This window comes from Leptospiraceae bacterium (assembly GCA_024233835.1).
In the GTDB taxonomy this organism is placed as follows: domain Bacteria; phylum Spirochaetota; class Leptospiria; order Leptospirales; family Leptospiraceae; genus JACKPC01.
In genome coordinates this window covers 721569-746836 of sequence record JACKPC010000001.1, presented here as the reverse complement: position 1 = coordinate 746836, position 25268 = coordinate 721569, and the positions used below count along the sequence as shown (strand labels likewise).

The 25268-nt window shown below is 36.0% G+C and carries 25 protein-coding genes; 20 read left to right on the top strand and 5 right to left on the bottom strand.

The genetic code is table 11. From position 1 onward, the window contains the following. Positions 1-218: 218 nt before the first annotated feature. The 20 genes from H7A25_03460 (at position 219) to H7A25_03365 (ending at position 19008) form a co-directional block, all read left to right on the top strand. A complete protein-coding gene (locus H7A25_03460) occupies positions 219-566 on the top strand; it encodes a winged helix-turn-helix transcriptional regulator (protein MCP5498934.1) in 348 nt (115 codons plus the stop codon). Positions 567-579: 13 nt separating this feature from the next. After that, complete coding sequence (gene arsM / locus H7A25_03455) at positions 580-1419, top strand: arsenite methyltransferase (GenBank protein MCP5498933.1); 840 nt, start codon at positions 580-582, stop codon at positions 1417-1419. Between the two features lie 14 nt (positions 1420-1433). Beyond that, positions 1434-1859 carry an arsenate reductase ArsC gene (locus tag H7A25_03450; GenBank protein MCP5498932.1) on the top strand — a complete coding sequence of 142 codons (426 nt, stop codon included), beginning with the start codon at positions 1434-1436 and terminating at the stop codon, positions 1857-1859. Beyond that, complete coding sequence (gene arsB / locus H7A25_03445) at positions 1849-2892, top strand: ACR3 family arsenite efflux transporter (GenBank protein MCP5498931.1); 1044 nt, start codon at positions 1849-1851, stop codon at positions 2890-2892. Before H7A25_03450 ends, arsB begins: the two co-directional genes overlap by 11 nt. Beyond that, a complete protein-coding gene (locus H7A25_03440; protein MCP5498930.1) occupies positions 2889-3773 on the top strand; it encodes an MBL fold metallo-hydrolase in 885 nt (294 codons plus the stop codon). The genes arsB and H7A25_03440 overlap by 4 nt, the downstream gene beginning before the upstream one ends. 114 nt (positions 3774-3887) lie before the next feature. Further along, positions 3888-5498: a fumarate hydratase gene (locus tag H7A25_03435; protein MCP5498929.1), complete on the top strand. Its 1611-nt coding sequence runs from the start codon at positions 3888-3890 to the stop codon at positions 5496-5498. Positions 5499-5632: 134 nt separating this feature from the next. Then, entirely contained in the window at positions 5633-5932 is a 300-nt protein-coding gene (locus H7A25_03430; protein MCP5498928.1) for a hypothetical protein, read from the top strand. Then, positions 5929-6432: a transcriptional repressor gene (locus tag H7A25_03425; GenBank protein MCP5498927.1), complete on the top strand. Its 504-nt coding sequence runs from the start codon at positions 5929-5931 to the stop codon at positions 6430-6432. Before H7A25_03430 ends, H7A25_03425 begins: the two co-directional genes overlap by 4 nt. Continuing rightward, positions 6429-7538, top strand: a complete 1110-nt coding sequence (gene tgt, locus H7A25_03420; GenBank protein MCP5498926.1) for a tRNA guanosine(34) transglycosylase Tgt — start codon at positions 6429-6431, stop codon at positions 7536-7538. The genes H7A25_03425 and tgt overlap by 4 nt, the downstream gene beginning before the upstream one ends. A 96-nt stretch (positions 7539-7634) precedes the next feature. Further along, positions 7635-7970 carry an STAS domain-containing protein gene (locus H7A25_03415; GenBank protein MCP5498925.1) on the top strand — a complete coding sequence of 112 codons (336 nt, stop codon included), beginning with the start codon at positions 7635-7637 and terminating at the stop codon, positions 7968-7970. A 19-nt stretch (positions 7971-7989) separates the two neighbouring features. After that, positions 7990-9690: a LysM peptidoglycan-binding domain-containing protein gene (locus tag H7A25_03410; protein MCP5498924.1), complete on the top strand. Its 1701-nt coding sequence runs from the start codon at positions 7990-7992 to the stop codon at positions 9688-9690. 65 nt (positions 9691-9755) lie between these two features. After that, positions 9756-10625: a carboxylating nicotinate-nucleotide diphosphorylase gene (nadC, locus tag H7A25_03405; protein MCP5498923.1), complete on the top strand. Its 870-nt coding sequence runs from the start codon at positions 9756-9758 to the stop codon at positions 10623-10625. 3 nt (positions 10626-10628) lie between these two features. Beyond that, on the top strand, positions 10629-12689 hold the full coding sequence (locus H7A25_03400; protein ID MCP5498922.1) for a bifunctional (p)ppGpp synthetase/guanosine-3',5'-bis(diphosphate) 3'-pyrophosphohydrolase: 2061 nt from the start codon (positions 10629-10631) through the stop codon (positions 12687-12689). Between the two features lie 5 nt (positions 12690-12694). Then, complete coding sequence (locus H7A25_03395; GenBank protein ID MCP5498921.1) at positions 12695-13192, top strand: NYN domain-containing protein; 498 nt, start codon at positions 12695-12697, stop codon at positions 13190-13192. A gap of 4 nt (positions 13193-13196) precedes the next feature. Further along, positions 13197-14213 (top strand): bifunctional oligoribonuclease/PAP phosphatase NrnA, encoded by a 1017-nt coding sequence (locus H7A25_03390; GenBank protein ID MCP5498920.1) that lies wholly within the window; start codon positions 13197-13199, stop codon positions 14211-14213. After that, the gene (locus H7A25_03385; protein MCP5498919.1) at positions 14203-15678 is read left to right on the top strand and encodes an MBOAT family protein; all 1476 of its coding nucleotides are present in this window, start codon (positions 14203-14205) and stop codon (positions 15676-15678) included. Before H7A25_03390 ends, H7A25_03385 begins: the two co-directional genes overlap by 11 nt. A gap of 14 nt (positions 15679-15692) precedes the next feature. Further along, positions 15693-16781, top strand: a complete 1089-nt coding sequence (locus tag H7A25_03380) for a DUF1574 domain-containing protein (protein ID MCP5498918.1) — start codon at positions 15693-15695, stop codon at positions 16779-16781. Between the two features lie 12 nt (positions 16782-16793). Beyond that, positions 16794-17510, top strand: coding sequence for a hypothetical protein (locus H7A25_03375; protein ID MCP5498917.1), 717 nt, complete (start codon positions 16794-16796; stop codon positions 17508-17510). Positions 17511-17512: 2 nt separating this feature from the next. Further along, positions 17513-18520, top strand: a complete 1008-nt coding sequence (locus H7A25_03370) for a Dam family site-specific DNA-(adenine-N6)-methyltransferase (protein MCP5498916.1) — start codon at positions 17513-17515, stop codon at positions 18518-18520. Then, positions 18517-19008, top strand: coding sequence for a 4-diphosphocytidyl-2C-methyl-D-erythritol kinase (locus tag H7A25_03365; protein MCP5498915.1), 492 nt, complete (start codon positions 18517-18519; stop codon positions 19006-19008). Before H7A25_03370 ends, H7A25_03365 begins: the two co-directional genes overlap by 4 nt. Here H7A25_03365 and H7A25_03360 read toward each other — a convergent pair. The 5 genes from H7A25_03360 to H7A25_03340 all read right to left on the bottom strand — a co-directional run bounded on the left by H7A25_03360 (position 19005) and on the right by H7A25_03340 (position 25267). Next, on the bottom strand, positions 19005-19379 hold the full coding sequence (locus H7A25_03360) for a hypothetical protein (GenBank protein ID MCP5498914.1): 375 nt from the start codon (positions 19377-19379) through the stop codon (positions 19005-19007). The genes H7A25_03365 and H7A25_03360 overlap by 4 nt on opposite strands. A 126-nt stretch (positions 19380-19505) precedes the next feature. After that, positions 19506-20405 (bottom strand): DUF368 domain-containing protein, encoded by a 900-nt coding sequence (locus H7A25_03355; GenBank protein MCP5498913.1) that lies wholly within the window; start codon positions 20403-20405, stop codon positions 19506-19508. A gap of 171 nt (positions 20406-20576) precedes the next feature. After that, positions 20577-23351 carry a hypothetical protein gene (locus H7A25_03350; protein ID MCP5498912.1) on the bottom strand — a complete coding sequence of 925 codons (2775 nt, stop codon included), beginning with the start codon at positions 23349-23351 and terminating at the stop codon, positions 20577-20579. 109 nt (positions 23352-23460) lie between these two features. Beyond that, positions 23461-24675: a hypothetical protein gene (locus tag H7A25_03345; GenBank protein MCP5498911.1), complete on the bottom strand. Its 1215-nt coding sequence runs from the start codon at positions 24673-24675 to the stop codon at positions 23461-23463. Continuing rightward, positions 24668-25267: a sigma-70 family RNA polymerase sigma factor gene (locus H7A25_03340; GenBank protein ID MCP5498910.1), complete on the bottom strand. Its 600-nt coding sequence runs from the start codon at positions 25265-25267 to the stop codon at positions 24668-24670. The genes H7A25_03345 and H7A25_03340 overlap by 8 nt, the downstream gene beginning before the upstream one ends. Between the last annotated feature and the right edge of the window lies 1 nt (position 25268).

Genomic DNA, 25268 nt, shown 5'->3' with positions numbered 1-25268 from the left:
TGAAAACCACTAACATACCCAGGGGGGTATTGTCTACTTATTTTTTACTCAAACTGTAGAGTAGCCGAATAAAATGCCTAGATGGATATGTAAAAATAATATTATCATTAGTTTATTACAACTTCTGTAATATCTAAGAATGGTAGAGTAAGTAAAACAGTTGACCTGGTTTGTAAAAAAGGTTGACAATACGTATATCGTATATTTACGATATACGTATGGCTGTAAATAAGAAACATGAATTTGATAAAAATATTCAGATTCTATCAGAACTTGCAAAAGCGATTTCTCATCCTGCAAGGATTGCAATTCTCCAAACTATTGCAGAGAAGAAAGAATGCATTTGCGGTGAGATCGTCGAAGTTCTTCCCCTCGCACAATCCACTGTGTCTCAGCATCTAAAAGAATTAAAGAATGCCGGACTTATTCAGGGAGAAGTGGAAGGGCTTAGATCCTGCTATTGTATCAATTGGAAAATCTTAGATGAATTTTATGATTCCATCACTCTTCTTATGAAAGATTTAAGGAAGCATAGAAAAAATTCTAAATCGGCCTGTTGTAAATAAGGAGATAATTATTATGGAAACTGCTGAACAAATCAAAGAAGTCGTAAAAGAAAAATATGCACAAATTGCTACCCAATCTAATGAAAAAAATGGACAAGAATCCGCTTGTTGCAGTCGTTCTTCGAACTATTCTATATTTAGCGAGGATTATTCCCAGTTGGAAGGATACGATAAGGACGCAGATCTGGGTCTTGGCTGCGGAATACCTACTCAATTTGCGAACATCAAGACAGGAGATGTGGTAATTGACCTTGGTTCGGGTGCGGGAAATGATGCTTTTGTGGTTCGTTCTATCATCGGAGAAAAAGGAAAAGTAATTGGAATTGATATGACCGACGCCATGATCGAAAAGGCAAGACTCAATAACGATAGACTTGGATTTAATAACGTAGAATTTAGACTCGGAGAGATCGAAAAGATTCCCTGCACTTCCGATGTTGCCGATGTAGTTGTGAGTAATTGTGTGCTGAATCTCGTTCCCGATAAAGCAAAAGCATTCTCAGAAATATATAGGGTAATTAAAAAAGGAGGTCATTTTTGTGTTTCTGATATAGTTCTGATTGGTGTTCTTCCTGAAAAAATAAAAAAACATGCAGAGATGTATGCAGGCTGTGTTTCTTCGGCCATTCAAAAAAGTGAATATCTGGGTTTCATAAACAGTGCCGGGTTTAGCAATATTGAAATCAAAAAAGAGAGAACCCTGATGATTCCGGATGATATTTTAGAACAATATCTGAATGCAGAGGAATTAGAGCAGTTTAAGAATTCGAAAGCAGAGATCCAAAGTATAACAGTATATGCAGAAAAACTGGTAGAAAAAACTTGTTGTGGATCCAAATCTTCTTGTTGCTAAATAGAGGAATATAAATGAAAAATATTTTAGTTCTCTGTACCGGGAATAGTTGCCGTAGCCAGATGGCTGAAGGCTGGCTAAGTCATTTTGCCGGAGGTAATGCTACTGTTTATAGCGCCGGAATCGAAACACACGGTGTAAACCCAAAAGCTATCTACTTTATGAAAGAAGCAGGTATTGATATATCGGGGCATACGTCAAACAACGTAAAGGAATATATCCACATAGAGTTTGATTTTATTATCACCGTCTGTGATCATGCAAAAGAAAACTGCCCCTATTTTTCCTCCAAAGCCAAACGCTTTCACTATAACTTCTCAGACCCTTCCAAAGTAATCGGAAGTGAAGAAGCTATTTCAGATGCTTTTCGAAAAACAAGAGATGAAATCAAGGAATATTGTAGAAAATTTATTATGGAGAACGTAAGTAATGAAAAGTGAAAAGCAACTTTCGTTTTTAGATCGCTACCTCACTCTTTGGATTTTTTTAGCTATGTTTTTAGGAGTCAGTATCGGTCATTTTTTTCCAAAGACTCCTGTTTTATTAAATCGGTTTCAGACAGGCTCAACGAACCTCCTAATAGCCATCGGACTCATCTTAATGATGTATCCTCCTCTGGCTAAGGTGAAATATGAAGAACTAAGAAAAGTCTTTGAAAACAAAAAAATATTAGGATTATCTTTAATTCAAAACTGGTTAATCGGGCCTATACTGATGTTCGCTTTAGCTATCCTGTTTTTACAGGATAAACCTGATTATATGATTGGATTAATTATGATAGGCATTGCCAGATGTATTGCAATGGTTATTGTATGGAATGATTTAGCTAAAGGAGACAATGAGTATGTTGCAGGACTGGTTGCCTTTAATAGCATTTTCCAGGTTCTATTTTATAGTGTTTATGCTTATATTTTCGTAACTTATCTACCCACAATTTTTGGAATTAAAGGTGTCGAGGTAAATATAAGCATCGGACAAATTGCTGAAAGTGTTTTTATTTATCTGGGCATTCCCTTTATAGCAGGAATGATCTCGCGTTTTACACTTATAAAGGTGAAAGGAAAAGACTGGTATCAAGATAAATTCATTCCTAAAATTAGTCCGATTACATTAATCGCTCTCTTATTTACTATTATTGTAATGTTTAGTTATAAGGGAAATTTAATAATACAAATTCCTATGGATGTAGTCAGAATTGCAATTCCCTTACTATTTTATTTTTCTATCATGTTTTTTAGTGCCTTCTTTTTGGCCAAGAAAGCCGGAACTGATTACGCAAAATGTGTTTCCTTAGCCTTTACTGCCGCCGGCAATAATTTTGAATTGGGAATCGCCGTGGCTATTGCTGTTTTTGGTATCAATTCGGGTGTAGCATTTGCGGCAGTTATCGGGCCCTTGATTGAGGTTCCTGCCCTGATATTACTGGTGAATTTTGCATTGCATCAGGAAAATAAATTCAGCATCAAATCATGAATGAATTTTACACTGAATCTTTCGGGCCTATACAAAAATATAACTTCATCAAATTTGTTCCCGAAATGCGGACGCATTCCGGCTTGTCTGTCTACCGGATCGGAAATACGATTTTTGATACGGGTTCCTTACCTGCTTCCGCTTTTTTGTTAAAGGAACTCAAAAAAAATCCTCCGAAACAGGTTATACTCTCTCATCAGCACGAAGACCATATTGGCGGTCTTAAGGCTATAAAAGAAGAATTTGGAGACATCCCGGTATATTGCCCGAAAGAACACATAAAAATAATTCAAACAGGATATAAAGTTCCGGCTTATAGGCAGGCTTATTGGGGGGACATAAAACCCGTTTCCAATTTGATTCCTTATGATGAGAATACCGAGTTTACAGAAGGTGCTTATCGTATTCAAGTGATTCCGAGTCCCGGACATACACCGGGACATAGGTCATTTATTATACGAACAAAAGAAGAAACTTATATTCATACCGGCGATTTATATATAAGTCCTCGGCTTCCAAACGCATTTTATGAAACCTCGGTCCCGGATATGATTCATTCTCTTGAATCCCTTTTGACTATCAAAGAAAATTTCGCTATGCTTCCCTCTCACGGAAGCATTTATCTTGATGCAAAAAAAAGACTTTTGCAACTTTTAAATTGGTATAAAAAAGAAACCGAGGTAATTTTATCCTTAGCTGATTCTTTACATACAAAAGACTATAATCGAATCTTTAAAGAGAGATACAAAAGCTATAATGCTATTGAGTTGGCTTCAAAAGGAGAACTCGGAAGACTGGCATTGATTCGGGGAATTATAGAACCGGTTACTTCCTTACCGGCAAGCCCGATTTGTCTTGATCCTGAATTGCTGGAGATATGAAGAATGCAATTGAGCACAATTCTAAACCACACATATACGAATTATAAGAAAATATATTTCTTGCAAATCTTAGCCTGATTGATGGATAATGCTGATATAAATTGAGGAGCCATTATGCCTGATTTTTTTTATTCCAAACCTTTTCCGCTCGGTGATGACAAAACCGAATATAAGTTATTAACGAAAGATTATATTAAAACCGTTCCATTCGGGGATAAAGAGATTCTGTCTATTGAACCGGAAGGTCTGACTTATTTAGCCGAACAGGCTATGAATGACGTTTCCTTTTTTTTGCGAACCTCTCATTTAGAGAAGGTCCGTAAAATTTTGGATGATACCGAGGCTACTGAAAATGATAAGTTTGTAGCTCTCGCACTTTTAAAGAATTCTACAATTGCAGCTGAAATGCAGCTTCCCACCTGTCAGGATACCGGAACGGGTATTATAGTGGCAAAAAAGGGAGATTACGTAATTACCGGAGCTGATGATGCAGAGGCTTTATCCAGGGGGATTTTTAAAACCTATACAGGAAAAAACCTTCGTTATTCCCAGGTAGTTCCCTATAGCATGTATGAAGAAGCTAACTCCGGTTGCAATCTTCCGGCCCAGGTAGATATTTATTCGACTCCCGGAGATAAATACGAATTTTTATTCCTGGCCAAGGGGGGCGGTTCGGCAAATAAAACCTATTTATACCAGGAAACCAAGGCCCTTCTGAACCCGGCCTCTTTAGAAAAATTTATCATAGATAAGATGAAATCCCTCGGGACCGCAGCCTGTCCACCTTACCATATTGCAGTTGTGATAGGAGGAACTTCTGCAGAAACTAATTTAAAGACGGTAAAACTCGCCAGCACCGGTTATCTGGATGCCCTTCCTGCAAAAGGAGGAAAAGAAGGCTTTGCTTTTCGGGATTTTGAATTAGAGGAAAAAATGTTAAAAGCCGCACGTGAATCCGGAATCGGTGCGCAATTCGGCGGAAAATATCTGGCTCATGACTTTAAAATTATCCGTCTTCCGAGACACGGAGCCTCCTGCCCGGTTGGAATCGGTGTGAGTTGTAGTGCTGACAGGAACATTAAAGCGAAAATTACAAAAGAAGGTATTTTTCTCGAAAAGTTGGAAGTGAATCCGGGGAGATTTTTACCTTCTGAGATCAAAAAAGAAATGGAAGCTGAAGTGGTTCAGGTAGACTTAAATCAGCCTATGAAAGATATTTTAGCTCTATTAAGTAAATATCCTGTAAAAACAAGGGTTATGCTCAGCGGTAGGCTGGTAGTTGCCAGAGATATTGCTCATGCGAAACTGAAAGAGAAATTAGATAAGGGTGAAGCCTTACCGGATTATTTTAAAAATCACCCAATATATTATGCAGGACCTGCGAAAACGCCGGAAGGAATGCCCTCAGGCTCCTTCGGACCTACAACCGCCGGGCGAATGGATAGTTACGTCCCTATTTTTCAAGAAAAAGGTTACTCAATGATTACTTTAGCCAAGGGAAATCGTTCTTCGGTAGTAACGGATAGTTGCAAGAAGAATGGAGGTTTTTATCTGGGTTCTATTGGAGGGCCGGCCGCCTTATTAGCAAAAGAAAATATTAAAAAAGTTGAGGTGTTGGACTACCCGGAACTCGGTATGGAAGCTATCTGGGCAATTGATGTTGAGAATTTTCCGGCTTTTATCATTGTAGATGATAAGGGGAACGATTTCTTCCAGATGCTCTAAATTTGTAGGCGGATGAATCCTCCGGGATTCATTCGTCTGTTTTGATAGATTTATGCGAATTATTTAATTTGACTGCCTGAGATTCGAAAGGAAACTGGAATGAATACATTAAAACCAGAGAGGGAAATTTTTTCATGAAGAAGATTCGCCTGAGTCGCGGAAAATACGCGTATGTTGATGATGAGGACTTTGAAAGAATTAACCAGTTTAACTGGTATATCAATGAGAACGCTGAAAAAACCAAAGTATATGCCATGCGATCTAAACTGAAAGAAGAATCGGATAAATATATAGGTAATAAGATCTATATGCATCGCTATATTTTGAATATCACGGATAAGTCCATTGTTGTAAGGCATAAAAATGGAAACACCCTGGATAATCGTAAAAAGAATCTCTTTACAAAAATCCGCAAATTAAAAGCAGCTGAATGAAGAAAGAAGATAAGAAAAAAAACGAGGCACAATCTATTCAGTATGAAATGGAGGTTTTTGCTGAGTTTTTAAAGAAAAAGGGACTAAAAGTTACGAGCCAGAGAATGCTGGTCGCAGAAAAAATATTTTCTCTTCATCAACATTTTACCGCTGAAAGTCTTCTTGATATGTTTAAAGACAGACGTGATGAAATTTCCAAGGCAACTATCTATCGAATTATAGGAATTATGCTGGAAGCGAGACTTTTAACCGAGCATGATTTTGGAAGGGATTTTAAATACTATGAGCATATCATAGGACATGATCACCATGACCATATTATCTGTACGGACTGTAATCGAATCGTAGAATTCCTTGAACCAAGAATTGAAGATTTACAGGAAAAAGTTGCTCGTGAGAAGGGGTTCAAAATTACCCGGCATAAACTCAATATATTTGGTTCCTGTTTGAAGAAATCAGATTGTCCTTATTTTCAAAAAGATAAAGGCAATTTCTCGTGATCTTTCGGGAAGGCACCTATTCCAATACTCATTTTGCCCGAACAGGAGAACTCAATCTGAATGGGGTAAAGGTAAAAACTCCAGTATTTATGCCGGTCGGAACCCGCGGTACAGTTAAAGCAATTTCTTCAGAAGATATCCGGGAGTTGGGTTATAATTTGATTCTCGGAAATACCTACCATCTTTACCTGAGACCCGGTGCAGATGTACTGTCTTCTTTCGGGGGACTTAAAAAATTTATGTCCTACGATGGAGCAATTTTAACCGATAGTGGCGGTTTTCAAGTTTTTAGCCTGCAGGGGCTTTTTAAGTTTTTTGAAGGAGGTGTGCATTTCAGTTCTCATATCGATGGCTCTAAACACACCTTTACCCCGGAAAGCGTAATTGATATACAAAGAGCTATCGGATCGGACATTATGATGGTTTTGGATGACTGTGCACCCTATGGCTCTGACAGGAAAAGACTCCTGGAGGCTCTTGAGAGAACAGATGCCTGGGCTAAGCGATCTATACTTCACTGGGAGAAGGATAAAGCGAATCAGCATCTTTTTGGAATTGTGCAGGGTGGGGTAGATATTGAACTTCGTAAACAATCTCTTGGTTCTATTTCAGCATTGCCATTTAGTGGAATTGCCCTGGGTGGCCTATCAGTTGGAGAACCGAGAGAAGAGTTTGTGAAAGTTATGGAAGCTCTGGCCCCTTTTCTGGATACAAGCCGACCGAGATATCTCATGGGTGTGGGAACTGTTGTTGATATTCTGGAAGCTGTGAAAAATGGCGTAGACATGTTTGATTGCGTTCTTCCTACTCGAAATGCGAGAAACGGTCAGGTATTTACCTCCAAAGGAAAAGTGAATCTTCGAAATAAAGCCCATGAATACTCAGATAAACCGATTGATGAAGAATGCAGTTGCCGGGTTTGCAAAAATTATAGTATAGGATATATCCGCCATCTACACAAAGTAAAAGAAATTTTAGCTCTTTCCTTAAGTACTCTCCACAATTTATATTTTATGAAGCAGTTTATGGAAAAAATAGGAGAAGCTATAGAGGGGCAGTATTTTGAGGAATTTTATAATTCTTGGAAAAAATTATACAATAGCTGAAAATTTTATCGTTGACTAAATTTAAATAAATGATTCATGTTATATGTTATCTTTAATGTTTGGAACATTAAACGCCTAAGGAGTGGACGCTAACTAATGGAAATCACAAGAAGAGAGAGTAATAATATCATTATCCTGGATATAAACGGTGAAATAGATTTATACAACGCGCCCGAGATTAAAGAAGTCATTGCAAAGCTTATTGAAGAACAAAAATACCAAATCATCATTAACCTGGAAAAAGTTTCGTACATTGACTCATCCGGGATAGGTGCTCTTATTTCCAGCTTATCCAATTTAAAAAAATATCAGGGTGGGCTGAAGATTATCAATGTTGCGGGTTCGGTAAGAAAGGTATTCGAATTAACGAAACTTACATCATTCTTCGAAATTTTTGATGCCGAAGAGGATGCTGTTAGTGCATTTAAGTAATATTGTCCATTTAAAGTACATGCATCAATTTTCAAATCCGAGAAGAAAGCTCGCTTTATCTATACCTATTCTATTGGCTTTTTTTGCCTGCAAGACGACTATGCCTATTTCTTCCATGACCTCGGCCAAGAAGGAAATTTCCAGAGCTAAATCGTTTCAGGCAGATAAGCATGCACCGGCTGAGTTTCAGGAAGCGCGTCAGTCTTTATTTGAAGCTCATAACCTGGCTGCAAATGCCGGTCAATCTGCTTCGGATATAAAGAAATCTGCGGACTATGCCAGGGCTAAGGCACTGGATGCGATAGAAAAATCAATTCCTTCGTATATTTCCGGGATAAAGGAAGCTACAGAGTCTTCTATTTCCACCGCGAAAGATGCCTATGCCGATGTCTTAGCTTCAAGAGAATTCAAAGAAGGGCTGGATCTAAAAGAAAAAGCTGCTTCCGAAGAAGAAGAAGCCAGCAAGTTACTGAGTACATACCAGAGTAAAGAAAGCGAAGAAGATAAGGCCAGGTTAAGAAATGACGCGTTTTCACGGTTTGTGGAAGTAAAAAAGACTCTTGAATTATCCAAGTCTAAAATAGATGAATCAAGACTTTTATCTCTGGCTCAGGGGAAGCAAATAGGCTCTTCGACTTCTGATGTGGATGAGAAAATAAAAGTTCTGGATGCGTATTCTTCCGAAAAAGAAGCTATAGAACCTTTAAAAAACCTTCGTGGTAAATTTGATACCGACTTATCACAGGGAAAAGTGAAAGATGCTATAGACGATCTTGATAAATTGAGACAGGATACAGATAAAGCTTTTCTTGCCATTATGAAACCGAGGGCGAAAGAAAATCTGGAAAAAGCTAAATCTAATGTAGATATGGCTGAAAAACAGGTTTTTTCTATCGATACAGCTATTGTAAAAGAAGATGAGGAGTTGAAGAAGTTAAATGCTGAATTTCATACAACTCTTGCAGCATCAAAAAAGAAATTAGAAGAATCTATGAAGGATTTCTCTTCTGATGATTTTGCTAAATCAATAGATAATAGTACGGAATCCAATAAATTAGCAGAAAAAGCCATTGAATCTTCTCAGAAGTTAGTTCTTCTCACTAAGAAAATTTCAGAAGAATTAGCCAGAAAAAGAGCAGAGGAAGAAAAAAAGAAGAGAGAATTAGAAGAGAAGGAAAAGGAACAACAGAAGAAAGTTGTTGAGCCTGAAAAAGAAGAACCTTCTTATCGCTATGTCTGGAAAAAATATAGAGTAAAGAAAAATAATACTCTCTGGAAAATTGCTAATAAAAAAGAATTTTTTGGAAAACCAAAAGCCTGGAAGCAGATATATAAGGCGAACAAGAAAAACATTAAAGATCCGGATCTAATATATCCGGGCCAGATTATTACTATACCTATTAAAGTTAAAGTACCTGTTAAAAAAAGCAAGTGCAAATGTGCTCCATCTTGCCCCTGCGCACCTAAAAATGGGGATAAAGTAGAGGAAAAAAAGGCAACTGAACCTGAAGATGCAAACTCCAAAACTAATGATGAGGAGGGAGCTATAGTTCCGGAAGATGAAGATTTGGAAGAAGTTAAAGAACCTGAAAAGACTTCCGAGAAAAAAGAAGAACCTGTCAAAGATGAGAGCTTAGAAAAACAACCCGACGATAAACTCGAAATCGAAGAATCCGGAAATACGGGAGAGGATGCTGAAGATTCCGAAGAAGATGAGTAAATCATTGACATTTAAGGGCTTTTTTTATGAATTAGGCTTAAGGGTTTCCTTAAGCCTTTTTTATTATGAGATACCATTATACAAGTGCAGTTGAAACATTACAAAGGGAAGATTTTTCTGAAATCGTTCGATTAGCCTTAGAAGAAGATTGTCCGGCTGAGGATATCACCAGCGTAGCTATTTTTTCTCCTGAGGTGAAGTGCTCAGCCAGGCTAATTTCGAGAGAACCGGGTATTCTTTGTGGCATTCCCGTACTCAATGAAATTAATCTGCAATCCGGCAATGTTCTGGAGCTAAATACATTTATAGCTGAAGGAAAGTCTTTTTGTGCGGGAGATATTATTTTACAGATCCGGGGAAATCTTCTGGATGTTTTGCGTTTGGAAAGACTTATTTTAAACTTTCTTCAGTATTTATCCGGGATAGCTACTCAAACAGCAGAGCTTGTAAACTCATATCCCGGAATTTATATATTAGATACACGTAAAACTCTCCCCGGCTACAGGAAAATGGTAAAATACGCGGTTTTCTGTGGTGGTGGAAGTAATCATCGAATCCATCTTTCTGATATGGCCATGATAAAAGATAATCATGTGGCTATGGCGGGTTCAATGAAACAGGCAGTAGAAAAAATACGTTCCCGTTTCCCCGGAAAGAAAGTTGAACTGGAGATTGATTCTTTAGCACAGTTAACCGAGGCAATGGATGCGGAACCTGACATCCTTCTCTTAGATAATTTTTCTATTCAGGACACAAGAGAAGCGGTTCATCAGGTGCAACAAAAAAAGGCCTCTATTTTGATTGAATGTTCCGGTGGGATTACTCCGGATAAACTGGCAGAGCTTTCCCGAATTGGGGGGATTGGTGTAAGTATGGGATATTTAACCCATACAACCAGATTTTTAGATTTAAGTTTAGATTTAGAAAAGGATTAAAAATTGGGAATTGCGAGGGAAAATTTTAGTCTTGATGAGTTATTCATCAGCTTACAGAATCGTTTTTCAGATGAGGCCTTCGGCTTAATCTGTAAGGCATATGATGTAGCTGAAAAGTTCCATCGCCCCCAAAAGAGGAAATCCGGTGAACCCTACATTATTCATCCTATAAATGTTGCGTATATTCTAAACGAACTGGGTGTTGATGAGAAAGTGATTTCTGCGGGTTTGCTGCATGATGTGATTGAAGATACAGAGTATACCGAAGAAAATATGGTTTCTGATTTTGGAGAAGAGATCACCAAGTTAGTAATTGGTGTTACTAAAATTTCTAAGATAAAAAAAGAGTCAATATCCAAATCTGAAAAAGCTCAGGAACAAAAGAAGCGCTCCAAGGAAACTGAATTAGCTCGAAATCTCATGAAGATTTTACTTGCCAGTGTGAATGATATTCGGGTTCTTATCATTAAGCTTTCAGATAAAACTCACAATATGAGGACGATTAAATACCAGAGTCTGGAAAAAAGACAGATGATCTGCAAGGAAGTTATGGAATTATATGCTCCTATAGCAGGTCGACTTGGGATTTACAGGATTAAATCTGAATTAGAAGACCTTTCTTTTCGAGTTCTTTATCCGGAAGAATACCAGGAAATAAAGACCAGGGTAAATTCGAAGAAATCAGAGAGAGAAATCTATATAGAACGCATAAAGCAGATACTGATTACTCGTTTGAAAGAAGTTAACATCAAAGCTACTGTTAACGGAAGGGCTAAACATTTCTATTCTATCTACTCCAAGATGACTCAGAAAGGTAGAGATTTTGAAAAAATTTATGATTTACGTGCTATACGTATAATTACAGAAGAAGAGAGAGACTGCTACGGAGTATTAGGTTTTGTGCATAGTCTCTGGAACCCAATTCCGGGTAGATTCAAAGATTATATAGCGAATCCCAAGTCTAACTTGTATCAATCATTACATACTTCGGTGATGGGTCCGGACGGAAAAGGAATTGAGATCCAGATTCGGACAAGAGCTATGCATGAAACGGCTGAATACGGGATTGCTGCCCACTGGGCTTATAAAGAAAGTCAGATTCGTAGTGAGCTAAATGTTGCCAATACCTGGAGTGAGAAAATAAAGAGTTTAAGTGAATCTATTTTTGATCCCCAGGAATTTGTGAATGAATTTTCAAGTGAAATAAGAGAAGATGAAATTATTGTTTTCACTCCTTCCGGTGATGCGATTACTATGCCCAAATGTTCAACGGTTTTAGATTTTGCGTTTCGCATTCATACGGATATCGGACTTCATGCAAGAGGTGCCAAGGTAGATGATAAGATTGTATCTCTCAGAAAAGAATTACGTTCCGGAAACCAGATTGAGATTATTACAGACAAGAAAACGAAACCTTCTCCTATCTGGCTTCGTATTGTTAAAACCTCTACGGGCAGACATAAACTCAGACAGTATTTTAAGGTAGCTCAAGATGATATCAATAGCCAGTTGGCACAATCTGTTTCTAAAAATCCACTTGTAGAAAAAGAACTTGCGAATATTCAAAAACAAAAAAGTTCCAAGAAGGCTTCTGATAAAAAAGAAAAGAAAACAAAAGAAATTAAAGTTATTGTTGCCGGCATAAAAGATATCCTGGTTAAATTATCCGGTTGTTGTTCTCCTTTGCCGGGAGATGAAATTATTGGTTTTATTACAAAAGGCAGGGGTGTAAGTGTACATAAGGAAGACTGCCCCTTAGCTAAAAAATTTACTGATAATAAAAGAAAAGTTAGTGTATGGTGGGATGGAGGGGTCAGCAATGATCCGATACCGGTTCGTCTTGAGGTGAAAGGAGTGGATAGGCAGGGAATTTATCTGGAAATTGTAGAGTGTATTTCCAGCACCAAGACAAATATGTTGGAGGCGGGAGCCACACTGGCACCGGGTAATTCGCTTATTGCTCGCTTCCTTATAGAAATTGAACATCTGGATCAATTAAAAGAAATTTTAGAAAATTTGCGTAATATAAAAGATGTAATTCATGCAGAAAGGATAAATAGTTAAATACCGTGATACTTGTAGTTGATGGTTTTAACCTGATTTATAAGTTTCCTGAATTGGAAATGCGTATGTATGAAAATAAGCTATCGGAAGCCAGGTTAGGCTTACTACATCTTTTAGATGCGTATAAGAAAAAACGTAAGAAAACGAAAATTCATGCTTTCTTTGATGGGAAAAAAGAACTGGGTTCAGAAGTAAGACAGGACGAGTTTATGGGAATTTCCATTTATTATTCTCATGATCTTAAAGCTGATGTATTGATAAAGGAATTTGTAAAAAGTAGCATTTCTCCTGCATCTTTATACGTAGTAAGCTCTGATAAAGATATTATGCACCACTGCAAGAAATATTCAGCGAATGTGCAAAGTTCTGAAGACTTTGCAAAACAACTTTCTATACAATTAGAAGGTAAAGAGACTATTATAGAAAAGGAAGTTGATGTAAAGATGAGCCAGGAGGAATTATTGTACTGGCAGAGTTTGTTTATGTCAAGAAAAGGGAAATAATTTTTTGGAACCGAATGCGAACAATACACTGAATAAAAAACTTTTATCATTACTAAAAAATAGAAATGATTTTGTTATCAGTACTCATAGGAGTTCTGATCCGGATGGGATCGGTGCAGAGCTGGGCTTAAAAGCTTTGCTGGATGCGATGGGAAAAAGGGCCTGGATTGTGAATCCGGATCCTATTGCTGAAAAGTATAAATTTTTAGATCCCGTTGAAAAAATAATTTGTATTGATTCCTTTAAACCTGAGAAGAATTATGATTCCTATCAATTAGTAGTAGTAGATAATTCGAATATAGAAAGATTGGATGAAGTAAAGCGCTTCATAAATTATGATGGTTCTAATTTGATAGTTATCGATCACCATGATAAAATCGATACACGAAAAGGTTTTTTTTTATACCCGGATTATGCTTCCACTTCTGAAATTATTTATGAGCTATTAGAAGAGTATAATGTTTCAATTGACTATAATACAGCTCTTGCCTTATACCTTGGAATTGTTATGGATACAGGACAATTTAAATACAATAAAACTCAGTCCCGTACTCATCTGATTGTATCAAAGCTTTTAAAGTATAATTTTCCAACAGAAGAATTGATGAGAAAACTTTACGAAGAATATCCTCTTTTTCAACTTTTAGCCAAGAAAGATGTATTTCAAACTCTAAACCTTTATATGGAGGGGAAAATTGCATCTGTTGAAATTACAAGAGAACTTTTGAAAAAATATAATTGCAGTAATAACCCGGTTGAAGATTTAGTAAATGAATTACTCGGTCCCAAGGGTATGCAGGTTTCTTTATCCTTCACGGAATCATTAAAGCAAGAGCAAATTAAGTTAAGTTTTCGGTCCAAAGGAAACATTGATGTATGTTCTATTGCAAAACAATTTTCCGGAGGCGGACATAAAAATGCTGCCGGTGGGATATTTCACGGCACATTGAAAGAGGCCAAAGAAAAAGTATTAGAAAAAGTTTATAAACTTTTGGAGCATAAAGAGGACTATGCAATTTAATTCAATTCCATTTCTCTTTTTTTTCGCTGTAATGTATATAATCTATTGGAATATACCCTATAGGTTTCGGCATATTTTTTTGATCCTTGCAGGTATGCTTTTTTATGCATATAGCTCTATATCTTTTCTTTTTCATTTTTTGTTCATTATTAGCATTAACTACTTTCTTTATGTGCAATTGAATAAGAAACCGGATAAAAAGATTTTAAGTCTGGCTGTCCTTGTTAATATACTGAACCTTGGTTTTTTTAAATATTTCTATTTCTTTTCAAAGGTTTTGGGAGATATTACCGGGCTTGAAATGTTTTATCATGCCAAAGACCATATCCAAATATTCCTTCCCCTGGCTATTAGTTTTTATTCTTTCCAGATGATAGCTGCCGCTGTAGATTCTTACAGGCGGCCTGATCCTTCTTATCAACCTTTCTGGAAATATTTGCTTTTTGTTTTATTTTTTCCTGTTTTAATTGCCGGCCCTATCATGCGAATGACGGATTTTTTTCCGAATCTGGAAAGAAAAGAGCCGGAAAAAGATATGGTATACCGGGCCTGTTTTTTAATGATGTCCGGTCTTATTAAAAAAGCGTTATTTGCGGATCCATTAAATACCTTCAGTGCTCCAGTTTTTGCGAATCCATCTGAATACAATGTTTATTCCCTTTTTGGTGCCGGTCTACTCTACACCATGCAACTTTTCTTTGATTTTTCCGGTCTTACTGATATGGCGCGTTCGGTTGCTTTATTCTTGGGCTTTGAAATCCCGGAAAACTTTTTTGCTCCTTACTATTCCTTAACGGTTCGGGAGTTTTGGTCCCGCTGGCACGTAACTCTTTCTCAATGGCTACGTGATTATATATACTTTCCTCTCGGAGGGAGTCGGGTTTCAGAGTTTCGAACCTATATCAATGTATTTTTAACTATGGTGATAGGTGGATTCTGGCACGGAGCCAATTATACCTTTGTAGCCTGGGGGGCATATCTCGGAGTTGTGATGGGAATGGAGAGATTTCTTGAGACTAAATATGGCTGGACTCTTGTCCCTAAGTCCAAGCTTTTGAAACCCTTAAAAGCTATGCTTGTCTTTTTTGTGATATCTGTAAGTGTGCTTATGTTTCGCTCTAGCTCGGCAAGTTCTATGATAGAATTATTTGGTGGTATTGTAACGAATTCACCTTCATATCTTCGTGATACATTGATTAGCAATGGTGATAGCTGGCTTGTAGAATCAGCAGAACTTATAGATGGAAAACCATCTTTTCTTTTAAATTCTATTCGTCATGTAGACACAGCTTTCAATATGTTTCTTATGTTCCTCGTATTTCATGCAATTCAATACTGGCCCGGTATTCTGGATAGGTTCCAAAAACATCGATTTATTTATGTGATTGTTATGGGTGTTCTAACTATATTTTTGCTGGCTACCCTTTCCCAGGGTGGTGGTGGATTTATCTATAACCGTTTTTAGAAGAGGTTTTTAAGGTGATTAAGCGTAAATATCTATTGCTTCCATTCCTGATATTTTTTATAGCATATGTTCTGGATAAGATACTATTGCTTGAAAGGTTTCAAACGTATTTTACGAAAACCTTATCCGAGTTAAACTATTTTCATAAACCAGTGCTTTTTGATGACTTAAAAGATTATCTAAAGCAAAAAAGCAGAAAAAAAGTTTTAGTCTATCTGGGCAGTTCGAGGGGTTTATTATTTAATAATGAATACATAGAAAAACATCACCCGGATTGGATTTTATTTAACTTTTCAGTTCCCGGAGGAACACCGGACTATTTCTACTATTGGTTAGAAAAGTTAAAAAAAGAAAAGCTAAAACCTGAATTTGTTTTGCTTGATAATTCGGTAGAAGCTTACAACCTAGATGCCTTTATAAAAATTGATGAAGTACTGGTAAACGGACTGGATTTTTCCTTTGTCTTCCGGCATTATAAACGATATAGCTCTGAGGAAATTACAAATTTTATAGCCAAACGTTTATTCAGGACTTATCAGTATCGACCTAATTTGAAAATTGTTTTAGAACGAATGAAAAACAATTTTGCTATATTAAATAATTATAGAAACTTTCGGAATCAAATCCGGGAAAAGTTATTAAAAGAAAGAGGCAGTGTATCACCCAATGTTTCCGGAAATGTTGCTTCTCCACCTGAGTTAATAAATGAATATGCAGAAGGAGATTTTCATTCTTATTTAGAAGTTTTTCGTTTTAATGAAAATATGTGGAGGTTTCAAGCCGATAACGCCCTTCTTTTGAATGAAATGAAAATACCTTATGCAATCGTTTGGGTTCGTCTTGCCCCTTCCTATTTTGAACTGATAAAAAATAAGAAAATTAAAATAGAAGGAGAAATGAATACTGTTCATGCATATTGGACAAGCTGGATGAAAAAGATATATAAGCAATATAATGCACATTCCTGGAATATGAATGAAGATCCGGATTATTCCTGCGATTATTTTGGAGATGCCAGTCACATGTCCTTAGAATGTTATCCGGCTTATACAGACTACCTTTTTGATAAAATATCAAAATTTCCGAATGAATCCAGAGAGTAACGAGGAAAGGCCTTGCTTCTTAAAATTATAAGATATATTAGCTTATTATTAATTGCTGCATTCTTGAATGGCTACCTGTATTCTCAATCAAAAACGGACTTTTACGATCCGTACGATTATAATTTAAGACGTTATAAATCAGGAATTGAAGATTCTGATTACTATAAAGAATACGAATTACCGCCCAAGTATCCTAAACCTTCTCTGGTGAATCCCAAATCTGTTATCAAACCTTCCACTCCTTTCACTGTTCTTCCCGGATTTACACCGGGTGCATTTAATGTGAATATTAATAGTAGAAATGCACCTAAGATTAACCCGGTTACGGGAGAAGTTATCTCTACTTCAGAATCAAAAAAAAAGAAAACTGAATCTAAAAATCTTGAGAAGTATTTAAAAGAAAAAAAATATACGGAGACTCCGGAAAGGAGAACCGAAATCATATTCTTCTTAACCTTTCCCTTTGCTCTGGTTATCACAGGTGGCCTTATTTATATAGCCGGAACTTTTGCCGGCCAGGATTGGATTCGTACTACCGCCGGAGCGGGTACTACTTTGCTTGGAGCGGCTGGTATTTCCTATTGGAATGTCCTCGAAGATAGGCAAAAATTGGAAGATTTTCGGAAAAAAGAAAAACTTGGTATTTCTCATCCTGCTTCAAACTTGATTTATAGCTCTTCGCAGTTTATCCCGAGGATTGAAGTTTTTATGCCGGTAAAGCGTTTTTAGTAATGGAAGAGAATCAGGCCCGGCCCTTTTTAAAATGGCCGGGAGGGAAAACTCAACTGCTTTCTCAATTCAAAAGTTATTTCCCTCAGGAACTACTAAAAGGAAAAGTTAAACGCTATATCGAACCATTCCTGGGAAGCGGTGCTGTCTTTTTTCATATATTTAAAAATTATAAAGTATCAGAGGCTATCCTGGCTGATATAAATAGAGAGTTGGTGCTTACCTATAGGGTTGTTCAAAAAGATAATGAGAAGTTGATAAGATTCTTAAAGGAAATGGAAAAAAAATATATTCCTTTAGATGAAGAAAAACGTAAAGAATACTATTTACGTGTTCGTGCTTCTTTTAATATAAATAAGGATCTTATAGGATACCGAAACTATGAAGAAGCCTGGATTAAGCGTGCAGCACAGGTAATTTTTTTAAATAAAACCTGTTACAATGGTTTGTTTCGTTTTAATCAAAAGGGTGCATTTAATAGTCCGCATGGTTCCTATTTAAAACCTAAAATTTGTGATGAAACAAACCTTGCTCATGTTTCTAAAATATTAGAAAAAGTAGAAATACGAATTGGAGACTTTGAAGAAATCAAAACTCAACTCAAGAAAAATACTTTTGTCTATTTGGATCCACCCTATAAGCCAATTAGTAAAACCTCGAATTTTACCTCTTACTCAAGCTATGTATTAAAAGATGAAGGTCAAAGAGTTCTTCCCCATGTATTTGAAAAAGAAGAAAAAGTCTCTTATTCTAATGTTTTCGACGATTCAGAACAAAAACGCCTGGCTAAGTTTTTGGATTTAATAGATACGAAAGGAGCACTGTTCATGCTGAGTAATTCTGAGCCGAAAAATATTGATCCGGAAAATGATTTTTTTGATAGGATTTATAAAAATTATTATATTAATAATGTATATGCAGCGCGAATGATAAATTCCAAAGGCGATAAAAGAGGAAAAATAAAAGAGATACTGGTTACGAATTATAAGACGGAAAGGGAGGATTCATGAAACAGGGTACCAAGGGAAATGTTACCGGAAATTTATTGGAGCAAACAGTCCGCTCTGTACTAATGCAAAAGGGTTTTCATATAATTAAATACAAGGAATATGAGTCGAATTCAGAACGCTTATGGAACGAACTACTTTTATGCAATGTACCATTTATAACAGTATACGGCCATAGTGGAAATACTGAATTTTTATTGAAGTCTAAAAAATATAATCTGGAAATTCGTATAGAGTGTAAATGGCAGCAATCCTCCGGTTCTGTAGATGAAAAGCTTCCCTATTTATATTTGAATTGCATCGAAGCCATGCCGGAAAAAGATATTATTATATTAATAGATGGTGATGGATTCAAAGAAGGTGCTATTCGTTGGCTCAGGAATGCCGTAAAAAAGAAGCTTTATACCAGTAGCCTGAATGTAGAGAAAAACATTCTGGTAATGGATTTGAAAGGTTTTTTAACCTGGGCAAATAACACCTTTGTTGATTAAGCGATAAGTTTTCCTATATTATCTATATAACCAAATGTCAATTCAAAGTCATTGCTTCCGTATGTATCAAGATAGCGGTAGATCAGATCTTCTGTTTTTTCATCAATCTCAGTATTACTACCGACAAAGATCATCCATCTTTTATCACAGCTAAACTTGCTTTTTTCGATATAACCAAAAGCATTAATAATTTCTTCCTTGATACTTTTGGAATTTAATACGGGAACTACCTGAATCGCCACTTTCTCATCCCTGTGTATCATGGTTAGATTGGGGAAGCCGATCGGTTCCTGAATTACTACATGTTCAAATTTATGTTCTGTAAGCCATGTTTTTACGCTTCCCAGAATGGTATCAAAAGATAAAGACATAGTTCTCTCCAAAGCGGTTGTAAATAAATTATTAACAGTCCCTGTTTTTTTTTCAAGTAAAAAATGATACCTACGAGAAAGTTTGGTATCACAATTCCTTTTAGAGGAAATGGACACCTTAAAAACTTATAATTCTCCCTTCTTTTCGTTTGACGCAATTTTATCGAGGCCAAGAACCAGGATAAAACCGATGAGGATAAGAAAAATAGCCAGAAGAAAAGTGCTGTCATAACTTACCGGCAAAATATTGGCTTCTCTCAATACATGTATTTTTCCCCGAATTAGTTTTGTTTCAAGGATTTCTTTCCAGGGCCAGACTTTCCGTAAAGAACCAAGCATTAAACCGGTCAGGATGGCAATTGTTAGGTTATGATAATTTTTTAATAGGTAATTTAAAAGCCTTGAAAATGCAAGAATTCCTATAAGGGCTCCACTTCCAAAAGTTATAATGATAAGGATACTCGAAGGTAAAAAAGGATTTTTTAAAGCTGAGGTAACATACTCATATTTTCCTAATACAAGTAATAAAAAAGCACCGCTGATTCCGGGAAGTATCATCGCACAGATGGCTATCATTCCGCAAAGAAAAATAAACCAACTTGTTTCCGGAGTTTGAACCGGAATTAAACCAACAAGAATGTAGCCACTAATAGTTCCAAAAAGAAAACCGCTCCCTCCGCTGCTTCCCCAATTCGTGATACTTTTTCCAATAATAAGTATGGAAGCAAGAATCAAGCCGAAGAAGAAAGCCCAGGTTTGAACCGGAAAATCATTCAGAAAAATGTGGATTACATGTGAAAGGCCAACAACAGCGGTTCCAATTCCGGCAAGCAGGCTAACTAAAAAACGTATATGTATAATCGATAAAGCTTCTTTTATATTAAAAGATAGTAATTTACGAATAAACTTTGCATCGATAGATTGTATAGCCTGCAAAAGTTTTTCATAAATTCCAACGATGAGTGCGATAGTCCCCCCCGAAACACCGGGTATGATATCGGCTCCTCCCATGGCAACACCTTTCATATATAAAGCGAAAGCTTCTTTCCAGGTTTTAGGACCCGGGCTTTTTAAAAAGGCTTCTTTCCAATTAAGCTTTTGAGATTCTTCCAAGTAAGTATTCCTCCTATGGTTATTCTTTCTTTAAAAGAAATCCTGTCCAACTTTTTATGAAGAATAAAAATAGTTAAACAATACTTAAAAAGGAAAGCCAATCAGCTTTCTTGTTCCGTCAGCTTCTCGCTTATAGGAAAATAGTTTAAAAATAGAAAATTTGGTGAAGCCGGTTTCCTCTTCTTTCTGATATTCCCAGAGCCAGCCCCAGAGGCTTCCACGGCTTATAAAACCTCGCTCTTTTTGAGTATATTCTCTATACAAGCTTCCAAGAAGAACATAAAAACTTCTATCTCTTTTTGTTTTACTGTTGTAATACCAGTATAAAATTCCGGCGAGACCGATATGTCTTGTGCTGTGGTTGGATTCTGAATAGTAGTGTAAACCCGGTCCATATATGCGAGTTTTTTCATATTCCCTATTACTGGTTCTAAAAAGAGGAAGAAAATTATAAATCTCCTCCTGGTGCTTATTTTCATAGCCTAACCAGAGAACAGATGCTTCTTTCCAGTTTTCTTCATATTTCTTAAAGTCCCAGAGTAAGCTATACAGACCTTCTGATTCAAAAACTTTTGGACGAAACTCGAGATTGAAAGAATTAAATAGTAAGTAACTTGAGAAATCTTCAGGGTTATTTTCAAACTGCAATAAAAATAGGAAATTGTAATAAGTGTAATTTTCAGAACTTTTATAAAAGTTCAAAAGAGTAAATGTGGTAATACGATTTTCTCCATAGGATGTAAAAGTAAAAGGGAAAAACATAAAAAAGTTATCTGTATAAAAGAAAGGAAATAATAATATATAATCCAGACTTCCATTGTTTTTCACTGTCCAATCGGTAAACCAGAATAAATTTGTATGAGTATTATAAGCATCTGAACTCCTATAGATAAAAGGGCTTAAGAATAAGGTATACTTTTCAAATTCCTCCGTTTTTGTTTTTGAACCTGTAGTTTTAGGATATATATCATTACTTTTAGAAAAATATGTTAAAAGCGGCCAGAGAAATAAGGAGTAGTCAGAATGATTTTTGGAGGTGTAGTTCGAATATCGACTGAAAAGAGTATAATTGACACTTTCTGTATAAGCTTCTCCTTTATAATTGGTTTGCAGATAAAAAGGTAAAATGCGGTGTCCGCTTTTATTGTCTGAAGTATAATAATTAATTAAAGGCCAGAGAATAGAACGTTCTTCAAGATTATCCATCTTATAGGACTCGCTAATATAGGCATTAATCAGGTAAGCTTTTTTTTCCGATTCTTTGTCTTTCTGTCTACCATAAAATGGGAATATAATATTATACTCAAGTTCCGGAGAACTGAACCAGACCACAAGAGGAGGAAATGGAGGTAAAAGAATTATCTTTTCATCAGAAGCTTCATCCCAGCTCAACCAGGATAGGGGCAGGAGACGAAAGTGTCTTCTTGTGTCCGCTTTTTCGTAGGCTACTAAACCAAATAATGCCGAATAGCCTCTGAATTGAGAGGAATCTTCTCTTGAGATAGAACGTCGGGTTTGTAGACTTGGTTCTTCATTTAGTTTATTTTCCAATTTCCGTTTCTTTTCTTCTTCATTCCTTTTATCTTCTTCTAATTCTTCATAGGTCTTTAATCTTGAACTGCTATCCCTCAGAAATTTTGGTTTCGAAAAAGACTCTCGAAACGAGAAACTGAGCAAATAGTAGAGTATGTTGATGTCTGTATCAAAAAACCAAGTATCTTCTTTTCTTGTAATATTTAAATCCGGGCTTATAAGACCGGCCTGATTGCGGGTAAACCAGATCAAGTTGAAATGGTAATCACTCTCCTTATCATTGTAGTTAAAGTAAAGGGGAAGTAATAAAGTCCAATCTTTTGTTTCTGAATTTTTCTTCCAATATAAAGGAAAAAGGACTGTCAGGCTATGGTTGATGATTTTGGACTCTTGAGAATAATAAGGTCCGAGTAATTTTGTATCATGGGAAGGATCCCAGCTATGATAGTATAAACTTAGGGGGAATACGGTCTCACCATAAGCCGGTGTGGGAGTATTTAAATCTTTTCGAAAAAGAAGTATAGGTATAGAAAAAGAAGCTTTCTTTTCATAGGAAAAAAAAGGAAAAAATGATATTGCCTGCATTTCTCCTGTTTCTGAAGTTTCTTTATGAAACAGGCTTAAAATTCTTCTGTAGGTCCCCCTACCCTGAATGTTAGAAGAGTAATAAACGAAAGGGAGGAGCGGAAAACCTATAGTACTTTGATGTTGAAAATTTTTTAATTCATAACCTTCATCTTCCTGTAGTTTTCTGTAATGAAGTAATGACCAATGAACTGATTCTTTATGTTCTTTTTTTTTATGGAATGTATAAGAAGTAGATGAATAATAAAAGGGAAAAGGAATAAAGAGAAAGCTCAAGTTATTTCTCTCGCCTTTCTCTGCAGAATCATAGTAGTAAAAAGGCAGTATAGAATGATAGCTTTCATTTAAGTTTTCATTCTTCCCCCAAAAAATCAGGGGAAATATACTTCGATCATTAGAACTGGAATCTTTATTTTGTTTATAGGTATAGTTTAAAAATCTATATTTTCTTCTTTCATCAATTTTACTATTTAGAGAGGAGTAAAAGGGAAATAAGTGGGCGGATGTAAATTTTGGATAATTCCGGTATTTATAGAGCCAGAAAGCCATTAGAGAATAGTGATTTTCCCAGTCTTCAATTTCCCAAAAAATATTGCTTACAGGATATTTCTTACTTTTTTCACTACCGTATACCTCAAGTTTTTCTCCTTCATATAGATCGAGCCAATCCTCTGAAAACACAGGTGTTAGGATAAATATAAAGTATATAAATAAATATGAGAAGAGTTGTTTTAAAAACATATTACATTATATTTTTTTCGATAGGATTTTAGCTGCAATCTTATTTTTCATTCTTTCGAAAACTGTAAATATTTTAAAGCAATATATTCAATAAATTAGATGTACTACTTCAAAAACTTTTCTCCATGCTTAATAGTTCTGTATACCAGTAGTCAGTACTTTTACCGGGACTGGAATGAAGAATTAAGCTCAGAGCTTTTTTTACTTTCTGTTTTTCTTTTCGAATCAGATCGGGTAAATCCTGTCCGGCCATTTCATCAAGGTAAGAGTAATTTAAAACCAGAAAATAGGCCGCAAGAAATGCGGTTTGAAGAGTTTTTTCTTCTGGAAATACTAAACTATGGGGTAAGCTGGAGGAATCAAAGAGATAAGAGGTTAAACCTTCCGGATTTTGTAAAAGTAAGGATAAGATCGCAAGGGCGTATTCTCGGCTGGCTTTTTTTTCGAGATGAATCATTGCAATTTTTGCAGAAGCCAGATTTATGCCCGCTTCTATTTTAGGTTCTTTCTTATAGGCTGCATCAAAATACTGAATTGATTTTTTCATATATTCGAATGCTTCCTCTTTATTGTTCCATGTTTTTTTTCTTAAATAGGTTCTGATTTCAAGGTCAGCAAGGTAATAATAGCATATACCTAAAAGGTTGTAGGTCTCAACATTACCCGGATTATCAATATTTTCTTTTTCTAAAATACCAATAGCTGTACTAATAAGTGTTTTACTTTCTTTCTGATAGGGGTCATAAAGTAAGGAAGGTCTATAATTTACTAAAAGTTTGGAATTCGGATTTAATTTATCCATAAGAGAAAAACTATATTGCTCTTCTGCTACAGGAAAGGATTGGAAACTTCCCTGCTTTTGTAAAAAAAGAGGAAATTCGGGACTGCGGGCTTTACCAAGTGCCTGGGAAATGAGTTCTACAGGAGATTTATTGCTCAGAATACCATTTGAAACTCGATTAGAATTTATGTATATACTTAGAGATAAGATAAACAGGATGCTTGCGAACGAGTAGGCATAGATTTTATTAAAGGAAAGTAACTTACTCCAAAAACTTTTAAGAAGGGAAGGGGATGGAGTCATTTTAGGTGTTTCAGATTTATTTAATACACGTTTTAAAATTTCCTCGGCTTCCCTTTTTTCAACAGGATGAGCGAGTGTTTTTAAAATATCCTGGTTATCATTTATAAAAGATGAAAACTTATACAAATCATCTTTGTTTTTAGGTTGTAAATCTTTTAATGCTTCCTTTTTAGAAAGGTCTTTTCCAAAAGCCAGATCTACAAGTTTATCTCTTGAATTTTTTTCATTGTATTTACTCATTTTCCTGTACCATTCCCCATTCAATTCCTTTCTGTCCGAGACAATCTTTTAAAATCTTCAAAACAGTATAATATCTCGTGTAGAGAGTACTAAGTCGAAGGTTCTCTTCTTCTGCAATATCTTTCATGCTCATATTATCATAGAGCACCTTTTTTACTAAATTTTTGGATTTTTCTTGAAGGGCTTGAATACATTCTCGCAAAGACTCTAATATTCTGGAATCTTCTTCGGCTTTAAGAAAACTATCTTCATGAGCTTCCCTATAATCCTGCCAGCTTTCGGAATATTCAGGTGCTTCTACTTCATTTGTCCTTTTTTCAACTTTTTGCAGGGCGCGATAGAGCCAGAACTTAAAGACTACCGTAATGTACGTTGTAAATTTGGCGCCCTCTTTTCCTTCATAAGCATAGATTGGCTTGCCTTTTTTTTCGAGTAAGAATAAGCGAAATTCTGAAAGTATATCTTCTTCTTCCATTTTCATCCTTACCTGTGCATCATGCATTCTGATGAGTTTTAAAAAGTAAATAATTCCCTGTTCCATGGTGCAAACTACCGCTTCTTCTAAACTAAGCTCCGTACATTTTTTTTCCATA